General features: G+C 75.2%; 17 protein-coding genes. 8 read left to right on the top strand and 9 right to left on the bottom strand.

All coding sequences use genetic code 11. From position 1 onward, the window contains the following. Nucleotides 1-2: 2 nt before the first annotated feature. Nucleotides 3-1,331, bottom strand: a complete 1,329-nt coding sequence (locus ACN27B_RS27100) for a Gfo/Idh/MocA family protein (RefSeq protein WP_099164549.1) — start codon at nt 1,329-1,331, stop codon at nt 3-5. A 242-nt stretch (nt 1,332-1,573) separates the two neighbouring features. Between ACN27B_RS27100 and ACN27B_RS27095 the strand changes: the two genes are divergently transcribed. The 8 genes from ACN27B_RS27095 (at nt 1,574) to ACN27B_RS27060 (ending at nt 9,090) form a co-directional block, all read left to right on the top strand. Then, on the top strand, nt 1,574-2,620 hold the full coding sequence (locus ACN27B_RS27095; RefSeq protein WP_091574085.1) for a LacI family DNA-binding transcriptional regulator: 1,047 nt from the start codon (nt 1,574-1,576) through the stop codon (nt 2,618-2,620). A gap of 97 nt (nt 2,621-2,717) precedes the next feature. After that, nucleotides 2,718-4,061: an ABC transporter substrate-binding protein gene (locus ACN27B_RS27090; protein ID WP_422741917.1), complete on the top strand. Its 1,344-nt coding sequence runs from the start codon at nt 2,718-2,720 to the stop codon at nt 4,059-4,061. 27 nt (nt 4,062-4,088) lie between these two features. Continuing rightward, nucleotides 4,089-5,069 (top strand): carbohydrate ABC transporter permease, encoded by a 981-nt coding sequence (locus ACN27B_RS27085; protein ID WP_099160676.1) that lies wholly within the window; start codon nt 4,089-4,091, stop codon nt 5,067-5,069. Then, nucleotides 5,066-5,929, top strand: a complete 864-nt coding sequence (locus tag ACN27B_RS27080) for a carbohydrate ABC transporter permease (protein WP_281592637.1) — start codon at nt 5,066-5,068, stop codon at nt 5,927-5,929. Before ACN27B_RS27085 ends, ACN27B_RS27080 begins: the two co-directional genes overlap by 4 nt. Next, complete coding sequence (locus tag ACN27B_RS27075; RefSeq protein ID WP_099160678.1) at nt 5,926-6,546, top strand: hypothetical protein; 621 nt, start codon at nt 5,926-5,928, stop codon at nt 6,544-6,546. The genes ACN27B_RS27080 and ACN27B_RS27075 overlap by 4 nt, the downstream gene beginning before the upstream one ends. After that, a complete protein-coding gene (locus ACN27B_RS27070) occupies nt 6,543-7,499 on the top strand; it encodes a PmoA family protein (protein WP_422741914.1) in 957 nt (318 codons plus the stop codon). The genes ACN27B_RS27075 and ACN27B_RS27070 overlap by 4 nt, the downstream gene beginning before the upstream one ends. After that, nucleotides 7,496-8,479 carry a sugar kinase gene (locus ACN27B_RS27065; protein WP_253866368.1) on the top strand — a complete coding sequence of 328 codons (984 nt, stop codon included), beginning with the start codon at nt 7,496-7,498 and terminating at the stop codon, nt 8,477-8,479. The genes ACN27B_RS27070 and ACN27B_RS27065 overlap by 4 nt, the downstream gene beginning before the upstream one ends. Then, nucleotides 8,476-9,090, top strand: coding sequence for a bifunctional 4-hydroxy-2-oxoglutarate aldolase/2-dehydro-3-deoxy-phosphogluconate aldolase (locus tag ACN27B_RS27060; protein WP_422741911.1), 615 nt, complete (start codon nt 8,476-8,478; stop codon nt 9,088-9,090). Before ACN27B_RS27065 ends, ACN27B_RS27060 begins: the two co-directional genes overlap by 4 nt. Here ACN27B_RS27060 and ACN27B_RS27055 read toward each other — a convergent pair. From ACN27B_RS27055 to ACN27B_RS27020, 8 genes are all read right to left on the bottom strand, one after another. Continuing rightward, nucleotides 9,083-9,847, bottom strand: a complete 765-nt coding sequence (locus tag ACN27B_RS27055; protein WP_281592632.1) for a hypothetical protein — start codon at nt 9,845-9,847, stop codon at nt 9,083-9,085. The genes ACN27B_RS27060 and ACN27B_RS27055 overlap by 8 nt on opposite strands. Before the next feature lie 18 nt (nt 9,848-9,865). Beyond that, a complete protein-coding gene (locus tag ACN27B_RS27050; protein ID WP_422741909.1) occupies nt 9,866-10,342 on the bottom strand; it encodes a hypothetical protein in 477 nt (158 codons plus the stop codon). A gap of 114 nt (nt 10,343-10,456) precedes the next feature. Further along, a complete protein-coding gene (locus ACN27B_RS27045) occupies nt 10,457-11,374 on the bottom strand; it encodes a hypothetical protein (protein WP_396821644.1) in 918 nt (305 codons plus the stop codon). Further along, nucleotides 11,371-12,162, bottom strand: coding sequence for a phage tail protein (locus tag ACN27B_RS27040; RefSeq protein WP_422741907.1), 792 nt, complete (start codon nt 12,160-12,162; stop codon nt 11,371-11,373). Before ACN27B_RS27040 ends, ACN27B_RS27045 begins: the two co-directional genes overlap by 4 nt. Then, entirely contained in the window at nt 12,143-14,767 is a 2,625-nt protein-coding gene (locus tag ACN27B_RS27035) for a putative baseplate assembly protein (protein ID WP_422741905.1), read from the bottom strand. Before ACN27B_RS27035 ends, ACN27B_RS27040 begins: the two co-directional genes overlap by 20 nt. Beyond that, a complete protein-coding gene (locus tag ACN27B_RS27030) occupies nt 14,764-15,204 on the bottom strand; it encodes a GPW/gp25 family protein (RefSeq protein ID WP_099160686.1) in 441 nt (146 codons plus the stop codon). Before ACN27B_RS27030 ends, ACN27B_RS27035 begins: the two co-directional genes overlap by 4 nt. Next, entirely contained in the window at nt 15,201-15,539 is a 339-nt protein-coding gene (locus ACN27B_RS27025; RefSeq protein WP_098744535.1) for a hypothetical protein, read from the bottom strand. Before ACN27B_RS27025 ends, ACN27B_RS27030 begins: the two co-directional genes overlap by 4 nt. Further along, nucleotides 15,539-17,110, bottom strand: a complete 1,572-nt coding sequence (locus ACN27B_RS27020; RefSeq protein WP_099160687.1) for a phage baseplate assembly protein V — start codon at nt 17,108-17,110, stop codon at nt 15,539-15,541. The genes ACN27B_RS27025 and ACN27B_RS27020 overlap by 1 nt, the downstream gene beginning before the upstream one ends. Nucleotides 17,111-17,209 lie beyond the last annotated feature (99 nt).

Below are 17,209 nucleotides of genomic sequence, written 5' to 3'. Positions count from 1 at the left end.
GGTCAGGGGAGGGTGAGCAGGTCGGCGACCCGGACGGGCGCGCCGGTCTCCAGCGAGCGGTTCGCGGCCAGGCCGGTGAGCAGGGCGAGCGCCCCGTCCCGGGCGGTGGCGGCCCGGCCGAGCGGGTCGGTTTCGCCGCCGAGCAGCACCCGGGTCATCCGGGCGTCCGCGCCGCCGTGCCCGCGTCGGGTCCAGCCGTCCACCGGTATCTCCACCGGGGGCGCCCAGAACGGCCGCAGCGTGAGCCGGGCGGCGCCGCGTTCCACGGCGGCCTCGTCGCCGTGCAGCGCGGCGCCCTTGAGCGCCGACGCCCCGCCGGGGCTGACGTGGTCGCTCTCGGTCACCTCCAGTTCGAGGCGGCCCCGGCTGCCGTTGACCATCACCCGGTAGCCCTCCCAGGGGGCGTACGCGGTGAGGTGGTAGGTCATGGTCGCGCCGGTGTCGTAGCGGGCCAGCACCGCCAGGTCGTCCTCGATGGTCACGCCGGGGGCGAAGACGTTGCGGTCGCGGTGGTAGCCGTCCTCGGCCTCGGCGTCCAGGTACAGCTCGCGCAGTCTCGGGTGCTCGGCCAGCCGCAGCGCGAACGGGTCGCCCTCGGCGGCGGGGGAGCCGTGCGCCCGGTCGTAGTCGCGGGCGTAGCCGTGCCGGCGGCCGTCCGCGCCGTAGAAGAACAGCCGGCCGTACGCGTGCACCTCGACCGGGCGGGCGTCCAGCCACCAGTTGACCAGGTCGAAGTGGTGGCCGGACTTGTGCACCAGCAGGCCGCCGGAGGTGGCCTTGTCGCGGTGCCAGCGGCGGAAGTAGTCGGCGCCGTGGCGCACGTCGAGGAGCCACTCGAAGTGCACCGACCCGATCTCGCCGACCGCGCCGTCGGCGAGCACCCGCCGGACCTGCTCGTGCAGCGGGTTGTAGCGGTAGTTGAAGGCAACGGTGACGTGCCGGCCGGTCTCGGCGACCGCGTCCAGGATGCGCCGGCACCGCTCTGCGTCGACGGTCATCGGCTTCTCCACGACCACGTCACAGCCGGCGCGCAGGGCCGTCGTCACGTACTCGTCGTGGGTGACGTCGACGCTCGTCACCAGCACCACGTCGACCCGCTCCCTGGCCAGCATGGCGGCGACGTCGGCGGCGTCGTACGTGGGCACCGGCGGGTGGCCCAGCTCGGCCAGCCAGCGGTTGTGCGCGTCCATCCGGGTCCGGTTGACGTCGGCGAGCGCGACCAGCTCGGCGGTGTCGGCGTGGTCGAGCGCGAGCGCGCGGACGAACATCTCGGCGCGCGCCCCGGCGCCGACCAGGGCGTGACGGACCCGTTCCCGGGCCGGTGGTGACATGACGTCGGCCTCCCCGGCGATCGACTGCAAAGGTTTGCAGCCGAAGAAACCATGGCGATGGATGCATCGTCAACGCTTCCCGACGAAGCCGCCCCATCCATCCGCATTGATGCCCATTCGTTCACTCGGCCGGCGTCGTGCCGAAATCGAGTCGCAACAATGGACCGTTGACACGGGAGCAACCGTTTGCATTAATGGGCGACACCCCGTGACCCCCACCACATCGGACGAGGGAGCCCACCGTGCCAGCCACCATCCGGGACGTCGCCCGGGCCTCCGGTGTGCACATCTCCACCGTCTCCCGCACGTTCTCCGCCCCGCATCTGGTCAACCCGGAGACCCGGGTCCGCGTGCTGGCCTGCGCCGAGGACCTCGGCTACCGGCCCAACCGGGCCGCCCGGGCCCTGATCACCGGCCGCACCCACAACATCGGCCTGATCGTGGCCGACATCGCCAACCCGTTCTTCCCGCCGCTGATCAAGGCGGCGGAGGGGCAGGCCCGGCACCGCGACTACCACGTCTTCGTGGCCGACACCAACGAGGACCCGGCCGCCGAGGAGGACCTGGTCCACGCGCTCGCCAAGCAGGTCGACGGCGTCCTGCTCTGCAGCCCCCGGATGAGCAACAGCCTGATCGAACAGGTCAGCCGCGAGGTGCCGGTGGTGGTGATAAACCGCCAGGTCGCCGGTCTGCCCTGCGTGATGATGGACGTCGGGCAGGGCGCGCGGGCCGCGATCGAGCACCTGCTCGGCCTCGGCCACCGGCGGATCGCGTTGCTCGGTGGCCCGCGCGGTTCGTGGACCGCCCGGGAGATGCGCCGCGCCGCGTCCGCCGCCGCCCGCGGCGGGGGAGCGGAGTTGACCCTCCTCGGGCCCAACCAGCCCACCGAGACCGGCGGCGGCGCGGTCGCCGAGCAGGTGCGCCGCAGCGGCGTCACCGCCGTGCTCGCCTACAACGACCTGATGGCGATCGGCCTGATCGAAGGGCTGGACGCGTTGGGGCTGCGGGTGCCGCAGGACGTCAGCGTGGTCGGCGTCGACGACATCGCGCTGAGCCGGCTCACCCGCCCCAAGTTGACGACGGTGGCCACGCCGACCGCGGCCGCCGGCCGGACGGCCGTCGACATGCTCCTGCAACTCGACTCCGACGCGCCCCGCGGCGCCCGGGGTCGGGGCGCGGCATCCGGCGACCGTCGCACCACCGCACAGGTAATGCTCCAGACCGCACTGGTCGTCCGTGACTCGACCGGGCCCGTCCCCGCGCCCGGTCGGGACGGCACCGGGGCCTGAGCAGGTGGCCCGGGCCCGCACAGCACTGCGGACCCGGGCGGCCCGTGGACGGCCGCCGGTGACGTCGTCGCCTCCCACATCCGAGGAGTGAGCGCAGATGCACCCCGCAACGTCCCCCACCGCCGGCGCACCCGCCGGGCGGAATCACCGTACCCCCCTGTCCCGACGCCGATTCGTCCGCGGCCTCGCCGCCGTCGCGCTGGCCGCGCCGCTCGCCCTGGGCGCGGCGGCCTGCGGCGGCGACGACGGCGGCGGCGACGGCGGCCCGGTCAAACTCTCCGTCTTCTGGTGGGGCGGCGAGGCCCGGGCCAAGCTCACCGAGGACGCCCTGGCCCTCTACACCAGGAAGCACCCGGACGTGACGTTCGAGAAGACCTGGCAGGCCAACCAGGGCTACTTCGACAAGCTCGCCACGCTGACCGCCGGCGGCAACCCGCCCGACCTGTTCCAGATCGACGACAACTACCTGGCCGAGTACGCCGGCCGCAGCACCACGCTCGACCTGGGCAGCTACCGCGACTCCGGCAAGCTCGACGTGTCGAAGTTCCCGAAGAGCCTGCTGGAGTACGGCGTGGTCGACGGCAAGCTCGCCGGGGTGGCCGCCGGGGAGAACACCCAGGGCCTGGTCTACAACAAGACGCTGCTGCAGAAGAACGGGCTGCCCGAGCCGACCACCGGGATGAGCTGGGAGGAGCACATCGCCTGGGCCGAGCAGGTGACGAAGAAGACGAAGGTCCCCGGCACGCAGGACCCGAGCGCCGACTACAAGGCGCTCTGGGTGTGGCTGCGCCAGCAGGGCAAGGACCTCTACGAGGGCAAGGAACTCGGCTTCACCGTCGAGGACGTGACGAGGTGGTTCGAGCTGTGGAAGGGCGCCCGCGACCGGGGCGCCACCCCGACCGCCGACGTCATCCACCAGGGCAACGCCACCGACATCACCAAGCAGCTCGTGGTCACCGGCAAGGCGGCCACCTCCTGGGTCTGGGCCAACCAGATGCCGGACCTGAAGAAGAACACCACTGACGAGCTGGGCGTGGTCGCGTACCCGGGTGACCCGAGCGCCCAGTGGGCCCGGGCGTCGATGTACTGGTCGGTGTTCAAGGGCAGCAAGCACCGCGACGTGGCGGTCGACGTGATCAACTTCCTGAACAACGACCCGGAGGCGGTCGCGCTGCTCGGCACCGACCGCGGCCTGCCGTCCAACATGGACCTGCGGGCGAAGGTCAGCGAGACCGCCACCGACCCGGCCATGAAGCAGTCCATCCAGGTCGAGTCCGAGCTGGCGCAGAAGTTCGGCCCGTCCCCGCAGGTCCCGATCAAGGGACACAGCAAGGTCAAGGCCGAGCTGACCAAGGCCGCGGAGAACGCCCAGTACGGCCGCGCCACCCCGGCCCAGGCGGCGGAGCAGTTCGTCACCGCCTGCAGAGCCGCGATCGCCTGAGACCCCGCCGAGAAGAAAGGAACGACCGTGGCCCTCACCACGGCGCCCGGCCGGACCTCACGAACCGGACCGGCCGGCCCCCGCCCCACGCGGCGCGGGGCCGGCCGGGCCCGGCTCGGCGAGGGCCTGGCGGGATACGTCTTCCTCTCGCCCTGGCTCATCGGACTGATGGGCGTCACGGCGATCCCGATGCTGCTCTCGCTCTGGCTGAGCTTCACCGACTACGACATCCTCACCCCGCTGTCCGAGGTGCGCTGGGTCGGGCTGGCCAACTACGAGCGGATGTTCACCGCCGACCCGTCGTACTGGCACGCGGTCCGGGTCACGCTGACGTTCGCGCTGGTCGCGGTGCCGCTGAAGCTGGCCGCCGCGCTCGGCGTGGCGCTGCTGCTCAACCGCGCCTGGCGCGGCGTCGGGCTGTTCCGCGGCCTGTTCTACCTGCCGTCGCTGCTCGGCGGCAGCGTCGCGCTGGCCATCGTCTGGGTCAACATGTTCAACCGGGACGGTGCGTTCAACTCGTTCCTCGCCCTGTTCGGCGTCGAGGGGCTGCCCTGGGTCGCCGACCCGGACTGGGCGTTGCAGACGCTGATGGTGCTGGCGATCTGGCAGTTCGGCGCGCCCATGGTGATCTTCCTGGCCGGGCTCAAGCAGGTGCCCACCGAGCTGTACGAGGCGGCGGCCGTCGACGGCGCCGGGACGTGGCGGCGGTTCCGCGCCGTCACGCTGCCCATGCTCTCCCCGGTGATCTTCTTCAACCTGGTGCTGGAGACCATCCACGGCTTCCAGGGCTTCACCGCCGCGTTCGTGCTGAGCAACGGCACCGGCGGACCGGTCGACTCCACCCTGATGTACACGCTCAAGCTCTACATCTCCGGCTTCACCGACCTGGAGATGGGCTACGCCTCGGCGATGGCCTGGGTGTTCCTGCTCGCCATCGCGGTGATCACGGCCGTCTTCTTCAGCACCGGCCGGTTCTGGGTGCACTACTCGGACGGAGACGAATCATGACCGCCGTGCCCGTCCGCCGCCGCCCGGGCAACCGGCAGGCGCTGCGCCTCCTGGTGCTCCTGGTGATCGTGGCGGTGGTGCTCTACCCGCTGATCTGGATGCTCGGCACCTCGGTCAAGTCGCCGGCCGAGATCGTCAACAACGTCGGCCTGCTGCCGGAGCGGTTCACCCCCGGCAACTACGTCGACGGCTGGACCAACTTCGACGTCGGATTCGGCCGGTTCTTCCTCAACAGCGCCCTGGTCAGCCTGCTGACCGTGGTCGGCAACGCGCTGTCCTGCCTGCTCGCCGCGTACGCCCTGGGGCGGCTGCGGTTCCGGCTGCGCAAGGTGTGGTTCACCGTCATGATCGGCACCCTGCTGCTGCCCGGGCACGTGCTGATCGTCCCGCAGTACATCCTGTTCCGCAGCCTCGGCCTGGTCGGCGGCGACTGGCCGTACCTGCCGCTGCTCATCCCGCACTTCCTGGCCACCGAGGCGTTCTTCGTCTTCCTCATGGTGCAGTTCATGCGCGGCATCCCACGCGAGCTGGACGAGGCCGCCCGGATCGACGGCGCCTCCCCGTACGGCGTGTTCCGCCACGTCATCCTGCCGCTGAGCCGCCCCGCGCTGGTCACCACCGCGATCTTCTCGTTCATCTGGACCTGGAACGACTTCTTCCGGCAACTGGTCTTCCTGTCCAACCTGGAGGACTACACCGTCCCGGTGGCGCTGACCCTGTTCATCGACTCGACCAGCCAGAGCGCGGTCGGCCCGATGTTCGCCATGTCGGTGCTGTCCCTGCTGCCGGTGTTCCTGTTCTTCCTCGCCTTCCAGCGGATGCTGGTCGAGGGCATCAACACCAGCGGGTTGAAGGGATGAGCGCCGGGACCGCCCCCACCGACGCCGTGCCGGCCCGCACCGACTGGCGGGACACGCTGCGCGAGGCGAGCGACCTGGCGCTGCTCGGCTTCGCCGTGGCGGTCGCCGCGCTGCCGGTGCTCACGCTCGCCCCGGCGGTCGCCACCGCCAGCGCCGCGCTGCACGACCGGAACGTCACCGGGTCGTGGCCCGACGCGCGGACCAGCCTGACCCGGTTCGGCCGCGCGCTGCCCGCCGGGCTGGCGGTGAGCGCCGCCGCGCTCGCCGCCGCCGCGGTGCTCGCGGCCGACCTGCTCGCGCTCGCCGGCGGCCGGGTGCCCGGCGGCGGCCCCGCCCTGGCGCTCACCGCCGTCGTGGTGGCGGTCCTGCTCGGGTACGCGGGCCTGGTCGCCGTCGCGGTCGGGCGCACCGGTGGCCGGGGTTGGCGGGCCGCCGCCCGGCGGGCGGCGCGTGCCTGCCCGCAGCGCCCCGGCGTGTGGGCCGCCGCCTCCGGCGTCTGCGTGCTGGCCGTGCTGCTGGCGGTGCTCGTCACCCCGGTCGCGGTGCCGATCCTCGGCGGGTACGCCCTCGCGGCGCTGCACGCCGTCGACGCCCGCCGCCCGCCGGAGCCGTCGTGACCGCCGACCGCCGGGCCGCCGCGCCGCACCGCGCGGCGGTCGGCCGGGAGGACGTTCCGGCGATCGTCCGGGAGACCCAGGATGCGGGCCCGGCCGAGGCGGCACGCGACGCCGATGAGCGGCTGGTCGTGGCCGGCGTCGAGGTGGCCCGCTACGTGGTCCGGCCCGACCTCGACCCACGGCACGGGCCCCGGCCCCACCTGCACCCGGTGCGGACCCGGGCCGGCACACCGGTCACCGACGCGCGCCCGGCCGACCACGTCTGGCACCTCGGCGCGTCCCTCGCCGTGCAGGACGTGGACGGCGCCAACCTCTGGGGCGGCCGGACGTACGTGCGCGACCTCGGCTACACCTGGCGCGACGACCACGGCGTCATCGCCCACACCGGCTGGCGGGCACGGGCCGCCGACCGGCTCGAGCACGACCTCGACTGGCGCGACCGGGACGGTCGGACGCTGCTGCGCGAGCACCGCACCGTCACCGCCGCGCCGGCCGGCGAGGACGCCTGGTGGCTCGACCTGTCCGCCACCCTCAGCTCCGCCACCGGCGCCGACGTCCACCTGGGCAGCCCGGCCACCAACGGCCGCCCCGGCGGGGCCGGCTACGGCGGGTTCTTCTGGCGCGCGGCGGCGACCGGGGAACCCCGCGTGCACACCGCCGACGCGGTCGGGGAGGAGGCCGTCAACGGCTCGGCCGCGCCCTGGCTGGCGCTGCTCGGCACCGGGCCCGGCGGCGGCGCGTACACCCTGGTCTTCACCGGCCTCGGGCCGGGCGACCGGTGGTTCGTCCGCACCACGGCGTACCCGGGCGTCTGCGTCGCGTACGCGTTCGACCGGCCGGCGGTGGTCGCCGCCGGGCGGCCCCGCCGCAACCGGCACCGGGTGCTGGTCGTCGACGGTCACCTCGACCCGGCGGACGTCCCGGCCCGGCTCGTCCCGGTGGGCGGCGCGTGAACGGCCCGCAGGTCGTCTGCGCGGGCGAGACCATGGCGGTGCTCGCACCCGCCGACGGCGGGCCGCTGGAACACGCCGCGCTGCTCGCGGTCGGTGTCGGCGGCGCGGAGTCCAACGTGGCCACCGGCCTGGCCCGGCTCGGCCACCGCGTCGCCTGGGTCAGCCGGGTCGGCGACGACCCGTTCGGCCGTCGCGTGGTCGCCGAGGTCGCCGCCGCCGGGGTCGACGTCTCCCTGGTCGCGGTCGACCGGGACGCCCCGACCGGCGTCTACCTCAAGGACCCCGGACCGTCGGGCACCCGGGTCCACTACCACCGCGCCGGGTCGGCCGCGAGCCGCCTGCACGCCCGGGACCTCGCCCACCCGCGCCTGGCCGGGGCGCGGCTGCTGCACCTGTCCGGGATCACCGCCGCGCTCTCCGACTCCTGCCGGGACCTGCTCGTCCAGGCGCTGACCGGGCGGGCGCTGCCCGGCGCCCGGGTCAGCTTCGACGTCAACCACCGGCCGGCGCTCTGGCCCGCCGACCGGGCCGCCCCGGTCCTGCGCGACCTGGCCGACCACGCCGACGTGGTGCTCGTCGGGCTGGACGAGGCGGTGACGCTGTGGGGCGTCACCGGGCCGGCGGCCGTCCGCGACCTGCTGCCCGGGCCGGACCTGGTGGTGGTCAAGGACGGGCCGGTCGGTGCGACAGCGCTGCCGCGAACCGGACCGGCGGTGTTCGTGCCGGCGGTGTCGGTGGACGTGGTCGAGCCGGTCGGCGCCGGGGACGCGTTCGCCGCCGGCTTCCTCTCCGGGTCGCTGCGCGGGCTCGACCTGGGATCCTGCCTGCGGACCGGCCACCTCACCGCGGCCCGGGTGCTGGCCGTGCCCGGCGACACCGCCCCGCCGCCCGACCCGATGTGGACCGCGCGGGCGCTGGCGCTGTCGGACACGCAGTGGGCGGCCGGGGCGTACCGGCACGACGGAGGGAGCGGCGGATGACCGCGCACGACTTCACGCCGGTGTTCGGCGACGCGCGGGTGATGGTGATCCTGCGCGACCTGCCGCCCCCGGAGACGGTCCGCCTGGCGGAACTGGCCTGGGACCTCGGCATCGCCGTGGTGGAGGTGCCGATCCGGACCCCCGGCGCGGTGCCCGCGCTGCGCGCCGCCGTGACGGCCGGCCGGCGGCGGGACCGGATCGTCGGCGCCGGCACGGTCCGCACCCCGGCGCAGGTCCGCCAGGCGGTGAGCGCGGGCGCGGCCTTCACCGTCGCCCCCGCCCTCGACCTGGCGGTCGCCGACGCGGCGGTCAGCTACGGCATCCCGCACCTGCCCGGCGTGGCCACCCCGACCGAGGCGCAGCAGGCGCTCGACCACGGCCTGGTCTGGCTCAAGGCGTTCCCGGCGGTCAGCCTCGGCCCGGCCTGGTTCCGGGCCGTCGCCGGCCCGCTGCCGGAGGCGCGCTTCGTGGCCACCGGCGGCATCGACGCCGGCAACGCCGCCGAGTTCCTGGCCGCCGGCGTGCGCGTGGTGGCGGTCGGCTCGGCGCTCACCGACCCGGCGCAGCTGCCCCGCCTGGCCGCGCTGGTCACCGCCGGCCCGGTCAGCTGACCGTCCGGCCGGACGTGGTCGCGGTGGTGCGCACCGCCTTCACGATCGCCGGGATCGAGCCGATCAGCAGCACCAGCGCCCAGATCAGCGCCACCACGGCGAAGACCACCGCGCCCAGGTCGTCGAGGATGCTGACCAGGATCACCGGCACCAGACCGTGCAGGAACTGCAGCACCACCGTGCACAGCAGCGTGGTCAGCGCCAGCAGCACCAGCCCCTTGTTGCGCAGGAAACGCGGCTGGGCGGCCAGCAGCAGGCCGGCCCAGACCAGCTTGAGCAGCAGCGCCAGCCCGAGCAGCACCGCCGCGTCGCCGACCGGGAAGAACCCCCACACCGCCAGGTACGCCAGCGTGCCGAACGGCGGCGCCAGGAACAGCGAGACCATCACCGTCAGCTCCACGAACGCGACGACCAGCAGCACCAGCGACACCAGCAGCAGCACGATCGAGAAGACCAGCGTGGCCACGCCCTGCACCCGACCCTGGACCCGGTCCGGCAGCACCAGGCTCAGGCAGAACAGCCCGGTGGTCCACAGCGCCACCACGTCGATCAGCGCGAGATATCCGGTGCCCCGCCCGGACGGCTCGCTGACCCCGCCCACGTCGCCCAGTTCGACGCCGAGCTGTCCGGCGCTGTCGCGCAGCGCGCCGCCCGCGTCCCCGCCGCCGGTCAGCGCGGCGGCGCCCAGCTCCACCGCGACCACCAGCGCCACCGCGAACAGCGCCAGCAGCAGGAACGGCTTGCGCAGCTCACCCATCTCGCGCCTCCACTCCGGTCAGGACCGGGCCAGCGTGACCGCGCATCCGCCACCTCCCGGACAGCGCAGGAGCACCTCGGTCTCCCGGTCCACCGCGACCTTCGCCACCGCCGCGCCGTCCGGCCCCGGCGCCACCTCGTCGGTGACCGTGACGTCCGCGTCGCCGGGCGCGCGGGCGGTCACCTCGAACGGCGCCGCGCCCCGCAGCACCAGCGTGCGCAGCGCGCCCGGATCGGCGACGCGCAGCCGGCAGGTGGAGCCGAACGCGACCACCACGCCGTCGGCGGTCGGGGCCGGATCGGCGGCCGGCGGCAGGCACGCCACGCCCACCGTCGCCGGGTCCACCGCCCCGGCGCCGCGCCCCAGCCGGCCCAGCGGCCCCGGCCCGGCGGCCGGGTCGCCCCGGTCGTCGCCCCGACCGGCGACCGCCACCACGTAGAGCCCCACCAGCAGCACGGCCAGCGCGACCAGCAGCACCTTCTGCCGCCCGCTCACGGTGTTCCCTCGGTTCGCGACTGCGGGGCTCGCAACACCGGCTCACTCCTCGCGCTCACGGTGCCTTCTCTGTTCGCGGCTGCGGGGCTCGCAACACCGGCTCACTCCTCGCGCTCACGGCTGCCCGGCGGGGGTGAAGCGGATCTGGTCCACCCCGGCGAAGTAGCGGTCGGTGCCCTGGGTCTTGCTCACCGCCACCAGCGTCAGCTTGTGCGTCCCCCGGGTCAGCTCCACCGTGCCCACGTCCACCTCGTCGGTGCGGACCACGGTCGGGGTGAATCCGAAGAACGTGTCGCCGACCTGCCGGCCGTCGACCAGCCAGATCGTGTTCGCGTAGTCGAACGAGGTGGTGCGCACGGTGGAGAACCGCCAGGTGCCGTCCGTCGGCAGGTCCACCTGCACGGTCACCCGGTCGCCCACCGCCCGGCCCAGGAAGAACAACTGCGCGTCGCCGGACCAGACCACGTCGCAGCAGTTCTCCTGCGCCACCACCTCCGCCTTCGCGGCGGTCGTCGACTGCACGGCGGCGCCGGCCACGAGCGTCTCCGCCTCCACCGTCACCGCCGCCCGGGGCGGCGGCTCGGTGTCCGGGCCGCGGGTCACCAACCACACCACCACGCCGGTCACCACCAGCAGCAGCACCGCCGCGGCCGCCAGCCACGGCCACGGGGAACGCTTCGGCGGTACGACCGCGCGCACGTCGTACGTCACCCGGCCGCTGGAGCGGGAACTCTCCTCCGGAGCGGTGTTCGCCGAGTACGCGAACCCGGTCATGTCGTAGCGCCGCGGCGGCGTGCCGGGCGGCACGGCGAGCCGCACCAGGAACGACACCGAGCCCTGCCCGGGCACCACCCGCTGCGGCTCGGCGACCGTGAACCAGGCGCGCTGGCTGCCCTCGCCGGGCGCGACGTCGAACACCACGGTGTCCGGCGCGGTGCCCGGGTTCGACACGGTGAAGGTCAGCTCCCCGGCGTTGCGGGCGTCCAGGGTGAACTGTTCGGCGGCGGCGACGACGGTCCATTCGGTGGTCATGACGGCTCCTCGGGCGGCTGGTGGGGCGGGGGTGGGGGCACGTGCGCCCGGCCGACCGCGCGCACCGACGCCACCCCGGTCGCGCCGTCCGGGGCGGTCTCGTCGGCCTCCGGACCGGTCGGCGCCGGGTCGGCCGGCTCCGGACCGGGCGGGTCGGGGTCCGGCGGCGCGGGGTCGGACGGTGCGGGGTCGGACGGCGCGGGGTCGGGCGGCGCGGGGTCGGGCGGCGCGGCGTCGGGCGGGGGTGGGTCCGTGGGCGGCGTCGGTTCGCCGGGCGGCGCGTCGGTGGCGGCGAGCACCTCGACGGTGACCGCGGCCGGTTTCTCCGCCTCGACGATCCGGGTGACCAGCGCGATGCGGTCCACGGCGGCCGGCGGCACCCGCACCACCAGGTGGAACGGCCGGTCGGCCGGCTCGTCCAGCACGAACCCGGTCACCCCGGTGGCCAGTTCCAGGGCGGTGCGCATCCCGTACGGGGTGCCCCGCCACCGGGCCAGCAGCGCGCCGTGCGCGACCAGGTCGCGCAACCGGCCCACCGGCAGCGGCAGCGGCGCGTCGACGCGGGGCGCGGCGACCACGTGGTCCATCGCCACCCACCGGGTCAGGTACGCCACGAACCCGTCCGGCGTCCGGTACGGCCCGAACAGCGCGTCGACGTCGGCGAGCACCGCCTCGTCCGGGGCGTGCAACGCCTCCATCACGTCCAGCAGCGCGCCCAGCACGCTGCCCGGGCCGGCGGCCCGCTGGTAGGCGGCCGGCAGCAGCCGCTCAATCGCCGTTCGACGCATCCTGCCGCACCACCTCGATGTCGTGCTCGCCGGAGCAGAGCAGCCAGGTGCCGGGAACGGTGACCACGTCGGCGGTGGCCTGGTTGGCGCTGGCCGCCCAGTCCTCGGCGTCACCGCTGCGGAACACGCCGCGCTCACCCCCGGCCAGGACCAGCCGCCCGGCGCCCGACGCGCCGGTCGGCGCGGTCGCGGCGATGGCGTCCACCGGCACGAAGCGGGTCCGGTCGCGCAGCGGGAGGCCGCAGTTGACCATCACCGACTGCCACTGCGGCTGCCCGGCCAGGGTGTCCAGCCGCACCACGCCGCCGCTCTGCGTGGCCGCCAGCGCCAGCGGGCCGCTGAACGCCAGGTCCCGGCAGGTGCCGCCGATCCAGCCGGCGGCCATCGACTGCCACTTGACGTCCGACTCGAACAGCCGGGTGCGGTGGCAGCCCTGGCCGGGTTTCTTCGGGTCCGGTTCGCCCGCGCCGCACCACAGCAGCGTGGCCGGGCCGTCGTACTGCACGGCGAGCACCCGGTTGTCCACGTTGGCCAGGCCGACGTGGGCGAACGTGCCCGGCCGGCCGGCCGCGGTGGACAGGTAGACGCCGAAGCCGGCCTGCGCGGCCACCGCCACCCCGGGCGCGCCCCGCTCGGAGACGAACGAGCGGACCGCGTAGAAGCCCCGGTCCGCGTCGGCCGGGTCGACCAGGATCTGCAACGGCACCGCGCCGGGCAGCAACGGCACCTCGTAGAGGCCGGCGTCGGTGGCCAGCAGCAGCGCGCCGGTGCCGTCCCGGTCGATCCAGGCCAGGTCGCGTACGCCCGAGTCGAGGTCGGTGAGCAGCGTCCAGGTCTCGCCGAGGTCGGTGCTCAGCCGTACCCGGGAACCGCCGGCGTCGCGGGCGGTCACCACCGCCACCGAGCCGGCCCGGGGCACCACGCCGGGGCGGGCCGGTGCGGGGGCGGGGACCACCCGGACCACGGTCTCGTCGTCGTCGAACCGGCCGGCCGGTTCCCAGCCCGCGCCGGCGTTGGTCGAGCGGAACAGCACCGGGCCGCCGCCGGCGTACCAGGTGTCGGGCTGGTACTGGTCCACCGCGACGGTGCGCACCCGAGCGTCGGGCGCCTCGTCGACCACGAACCGCACCGACTCGACGTAGCGCACGCCCGGCTCGGCGTGCTCCAGCATCCGGTAGACGTTCGAGGCGCGCAGCGGCTCGCCGAACGCCCACCCGGTCGGGTTCAGCGGCGTGGGCAGCGGGCTCAGCGTCTGGTGCAGCCGGTCGTGGATACGGCGGCGGACCGCGTCGACGTCCTCCTCGCGGCGCACCACCACCCGGGCCCGGATGGAGACCGCCTTGTAGCGCGCCCAGCTCGCGCGCACCGCCGTACCCAGGGCGCGCCGCCGCTCCAGGTCGGCCTCGACCCGGCGGCGGGCCTCCTCCACCTCGTGCTCGCGCAGCACCGCCACCGGCAGCCGGCCACCGGGCCGGGTCGCCTGCGGCACGTACGGCACCAGCACCACCTCGACCTCGCCGGGGCGGGCGAAGCTGTAGACGGCGGCGCGGGTGAACGCCCGTGCCCGCGCCACCGCGCCCGACCCGGCGGCCAGGATCTCGAAGTCCCGGGCGGTGACCGCGCGCTGCTGGGCGAAGAACTCGTACGGCCCGCGCGCCAGCACCGACTCCAGCGACTCCAGCTCCCGGCCGCCGGTGGCCGGCTCCGGGTTGTCCACCCTCACCCCCGGCAGCGGGTCGCGCAGGCTGGTGAGCACGCCCGCCGCGACGTTGCCGGCCGGCCCGCCGCCGCACCGGTACCAGAGCCGCACCTGCCGTCCGGCCGGCGGCACCGCCGCCACCGTGGTCACCCCGGCCGCCCCCTCGACGGCCGGGGCGCCCCCGTCCGGGCGCAGGTCCAGTGCCGGGGCGAAGGTGAGCACCCCGGATGCCCGGTCGACCAGGTAGACCTTCGCCTGCGGGCCGAGACCGGCGAAGCTGTCCACCGGCCGCCAGATCTCGTACGTGCGCCCCTCGTGCTCCCGGGCGGCGGCGCCCAGTTCCACCGAACCGGTCGGCACCTCCACGCCGAGCAGCAGGTCCAGCGCCTCCGTGGTGCGGGTCAGCGGCGCGCGGGCGGCCCGGAACACCTGACCGGGCTGGCCGGTGCCGGTGCCCAGCAGCTCCGCCTCGACCGGTTCGCAGTGGTGCACCCGTACCGTCACCGTGGTCTCGCCGGCGGGCAGCACCGCCGGTTCGGTGGTCACGAAGACGACCGGCCGGGGGTCCGCGCCCCGGGCGGCGGCGACCCGGGTGCCGGCCGGCACCCGGACCGCGCCGCGGTCCGCGCCGGTGCGGGTGAAGCGCACGTCCGCCCAGGCCGCCGCCGGTGGGTGCCGGCTCACGCCGAGCAGGTTCAGGAACGCCACGTACGCCTTCTCCGGCAACTGGTTCAGCCGGTAGATCATCACCTCGGTCAGGTAGGCGAACGCCTCCAGCAGCGCCACGCCCGGGTCGTGCGCGGACAGGTCGGTCCAGTCCGGGCAGGACCGGCGGATCCGTTCCCGAGCCTCGGTGACCAGGTCGAGGAAGGCGCGGTCGTCCAGGTGCGGCACCGGCAGCGTCATGACGTGCCCTCCTCGTCAGGGATGTCGTCGTCGGCGGGGAGCAGGTCCACGGAGAACACGAGCTGGCCGGGGGAGAGGCTGGCCCGCACCCGGTAGTCCAGCCGGATCACCAGGCGCCACGGGTCGTCCGGGTCCGGCCCGGCGTCCACGTCGAGCACCTCCACCCGGGGCTCCCACCGCCGGATCGCCTGCCGGACGTAGTGGATGGCCAGTCCGGCGGTGGTGTCGTCGTTCGGCGCGAACACCAGGCGGTGCAGCCGGGAGCCGTAGCCGGGACGCATCAGCCGCTCGCCGGGAGTGGTGGACAGCAGCAGGTACAGCGCCTGGCGTACCGTCTCGTCGCCCTCGGTCATGGCGAGACCGCCGGCGGCGGTCAGCGCCAGGCCACCGGCGCGACCCGCGTCGAAGCCGGCGCCGACGAAGCGGAAGGCCCTCATGCGTCCGCCCCCAGGAACGCCTGCCGCGGGTCGCGGACCTGGTGGTGCACGGTGCCCGGCGGGGTGCCGTCGGTGAGGCCGTCCAGGTGCGACAGCACCACCGGCTGGCGGTCCACCCGCAGCCAGGTGCTGTAACCCACGGTGACGGTCTTGGTGTGCAGGCAGGGTTTGATCGTCGGGCCGTAGTTCGGACAGGCGGTGATGTCGCGCTCCTCCGGGTCGGGTCGCACCAGCACCGGGACACCCCGCACGGTGACCCAGTGCTGCGACGGGCGGTTCGCCACCCGCCCGTCGTGTCCGCAGGTGATCAGCGAGTCGCGGTGGATCCAGCGCATCAGCCACCTCCGTGGGCGCGGGCGAGCGTACGGGCCTGGGCGGCGGCGGTCTCGGCGTCCTCCGCCGTCGGGGCGTGCAGGAAGTCCACGGTGCGGGCGCGCACCACCATGGCCCGTCCGGGCGCGGAGAGCACCAGGTCGCCGGCGGCGTGCACGGTGGTCAGCTCGGGGCGCAGCTCGACGAAGCTGCCGGCGTCGGTGGCCAGCCGCAGCGTGCGCCCGTCGTCGTCGATCACGATCGACTGGCCGGTGCCGGTCCGCATCGACCAGCGGCGGGACCGCCCGGAGACGATGCCAGCGTCGTACGGCTCGACCGCGCCGAACAGCGAGCCGAGCACCACGCCCGAGGCCGGCTCGCCCCCGGGCAGGGCCACCAGCACGGTGTCCTCCGGGTCGGGCAGCGCGACGATCCCCTTGCCCCGGCCCGCGCCCGGGCAGAGCACGGCGAGCCAGCCGGCGTCCAGGTCCCCGTACGCGGGCAGCGTCACCCGGGCCCGGCCCAGCCCGTCCGGGTCGTCCACGTCGGTGACCGTGCCGAGGGTGACCGTGGCCGGGGGCGGCGCGGCGGCCGAAGACGGGGCGGGCGGGACGGTGGAGAACCGGGTCAGGTGTCCGTCCGCGTCCACGGTGTGCACCACCTCGGTCAGCACGTACACGCCGGCGACCGGCTCGGGCACGCCGGCCAGGGCGATCCGTCGACCCGGCCGCAGCGCGGGATCACCCTCGGCCGTGCCCTCGGCGGTGACCAGCGCGGCGACCCGGGCGTCCAGCCCGGCCTGGGCCAGCGCGGCCAGCTCGTCGTCGCTGCGCCCGGGCTGGTCTACCGCCGTGCGCACCCCGTCCGCGCCCACGTCGCCCGGATCCGGGCGCAGCGGGATGCGCCGTCCGCTGCGGGCCTCGTCGGCCCGCTGCGCCAGCGGCTCGGCGCGTTGCGGGTGCCAGCCCAGCGCGGCGCACTCGCGGCCCGCGCGGTCCAGGTTCTCGGTGACCCGCAGCGCGTGCACGGTCTCGCCGAGCGTCAGCGCGACCGGGTCCCCGTAGCCGTCGAGGGTGAACAGCCGCAACCGGTCGCCGTCCACGGCCAGCCGCAGCCCGGCCCGACCGGCCACCTCGCGCAGCAGCTCCAGGTCGGTGTGCCGGTGCTGGAGCAGCCGGTCCAGGCGCGGCCCGTCGTCCTCGGCGGCCACGCTCAGCCCCAGCCCGGCGCACAGCTCCCCGGCCAGCTCGGCGGCCGTCACCGACTCGAACACCCGCAGCTCCTGGCGCTTGCGCAGCCGGTGCAGCGGGTCGTACGCCCGGATCCGGAGCAGCGCGGCGCCATCGCCGGCGTACTCCACCTCCACGGCGGTCACCTCGCCGGCGAACAGGGTCTCCGGTTGCCCGTCCAGGCGGACGTCGAGGGCGCCGCCGGGGCGTACCGGTGGGTCCAGGGCGCCCGCGCCGGGGGCGGTGGCCAGGGCCAGCTCACACTGGGTCGGCTGGTCCAGCCGGGCGGCCACCCGGATGCCGCGCAGCCGGGCCGGGTCGGCGAGCGGCCGACCGTCGACGGTCACCGCCACGGCCCGGATCACGGCCGGCCCGCTCTCGGCGTGCGGGGCTGCGGTCGTCGGTCGGCGTGCCTCTCGTCCGCTGCGCGCGGGGTGACCGGGCCGAGGGTGGCGCCGGCCCGG

The sequence above is a fragment of the Micromonospora sp. WMMD754 genome (genome assembly GCF_049315235.1).
Lineage (GTDB): Bacteria > Actinomycetota > Actinomycetes > Mycobacteriales > Micromonosporaceae > Micromonospora > Micromonospora sediminicola.
This window is presented reverse-complemented; position numbering and strand designations above follow the sequence as displayed.

Bases quoted from the DNA above. Each gene is read 5' to 3' on its own strand.
- ACN27B_RS27075 (WP_099160678.1), top strand. From the start codon at position 5,926: ATGAGCGCCGGGACCGCCCCCACCGACGCCGTGCCGGCCCGCACCGAC.
- ACN27B_RS27045 (WP_396821644.1), bottom strand. From the start codon at position 11,374: ATGACCACCGAATGGACCGTCGTCGCCGCCGCCGAACAGTTCACCCTG.
- ACN27B_RS27035 (WP_422741905.1), bottom strand. From the start codon at position 14,767: ATGACGCTGCCGGTGCCGCACCTGGACGACCGCGCCTTCCTCGACCTG.
- ACN27B_RS27060 (WP_422741911.1), top strand. From the start codon at position 8,476: ATGACCGCGCACGACTTCACGCCGGTGTTCGGCGACGCGCGGGTGATG.
- ACN27B_RS27040 (WP_422741907.1), bottom strand. From the start codon at position 12,162: ATGCGTCGAACGGCGATTGAGCGGCTGCTGCCGGCCGCCTACCAGCGG.
- ACN27B_RS27080 (WP_281592637.1), top strand. From the start codon at position 5,066: ATGACCGCCGTGCCCGTCCGCCGCCGCCCGGGCAACCGGCAGGCGCTG.
- ACN27B_RS27025 (WP_098744535.1), bottom strand. From the start codon at position 15,539: ATGCGCTGGATCCACCGCGACTCGCTGATCACCTGCGGACACGACGGG.
- ACN27B_RS27055 (WP_281592632.1), bottom strand. From the start codon at position 9,847: ATGGGTGAGCTGCGCAAGCCGTTCCTGCTGCTGGCGCTGTTCGCGGTG.
- ACN27B_RS27100 (WP_099164549.1), bottom strand. From the start codon at position 1,331: ATGTCACCACCGGCCCGGGAACGGGTCCGTCACGCCCTGGTCGGCGCC.
- ACN27B_RS27030 (WP_099160686.1), bottom strand. From the start codon at position 15,204: ATGAGGGCCTTCCGCTTCGTCGGCGCCGGCTTCGACGCGGGTCGCGCC.
- ACN27B_RS27090 (WP_422741917.1), top strand. From the start codon at position 2,718: ATGCACCCCGCAACGTCCCCCACCGCCGGCGCACCCGCCGGGCGGAAT.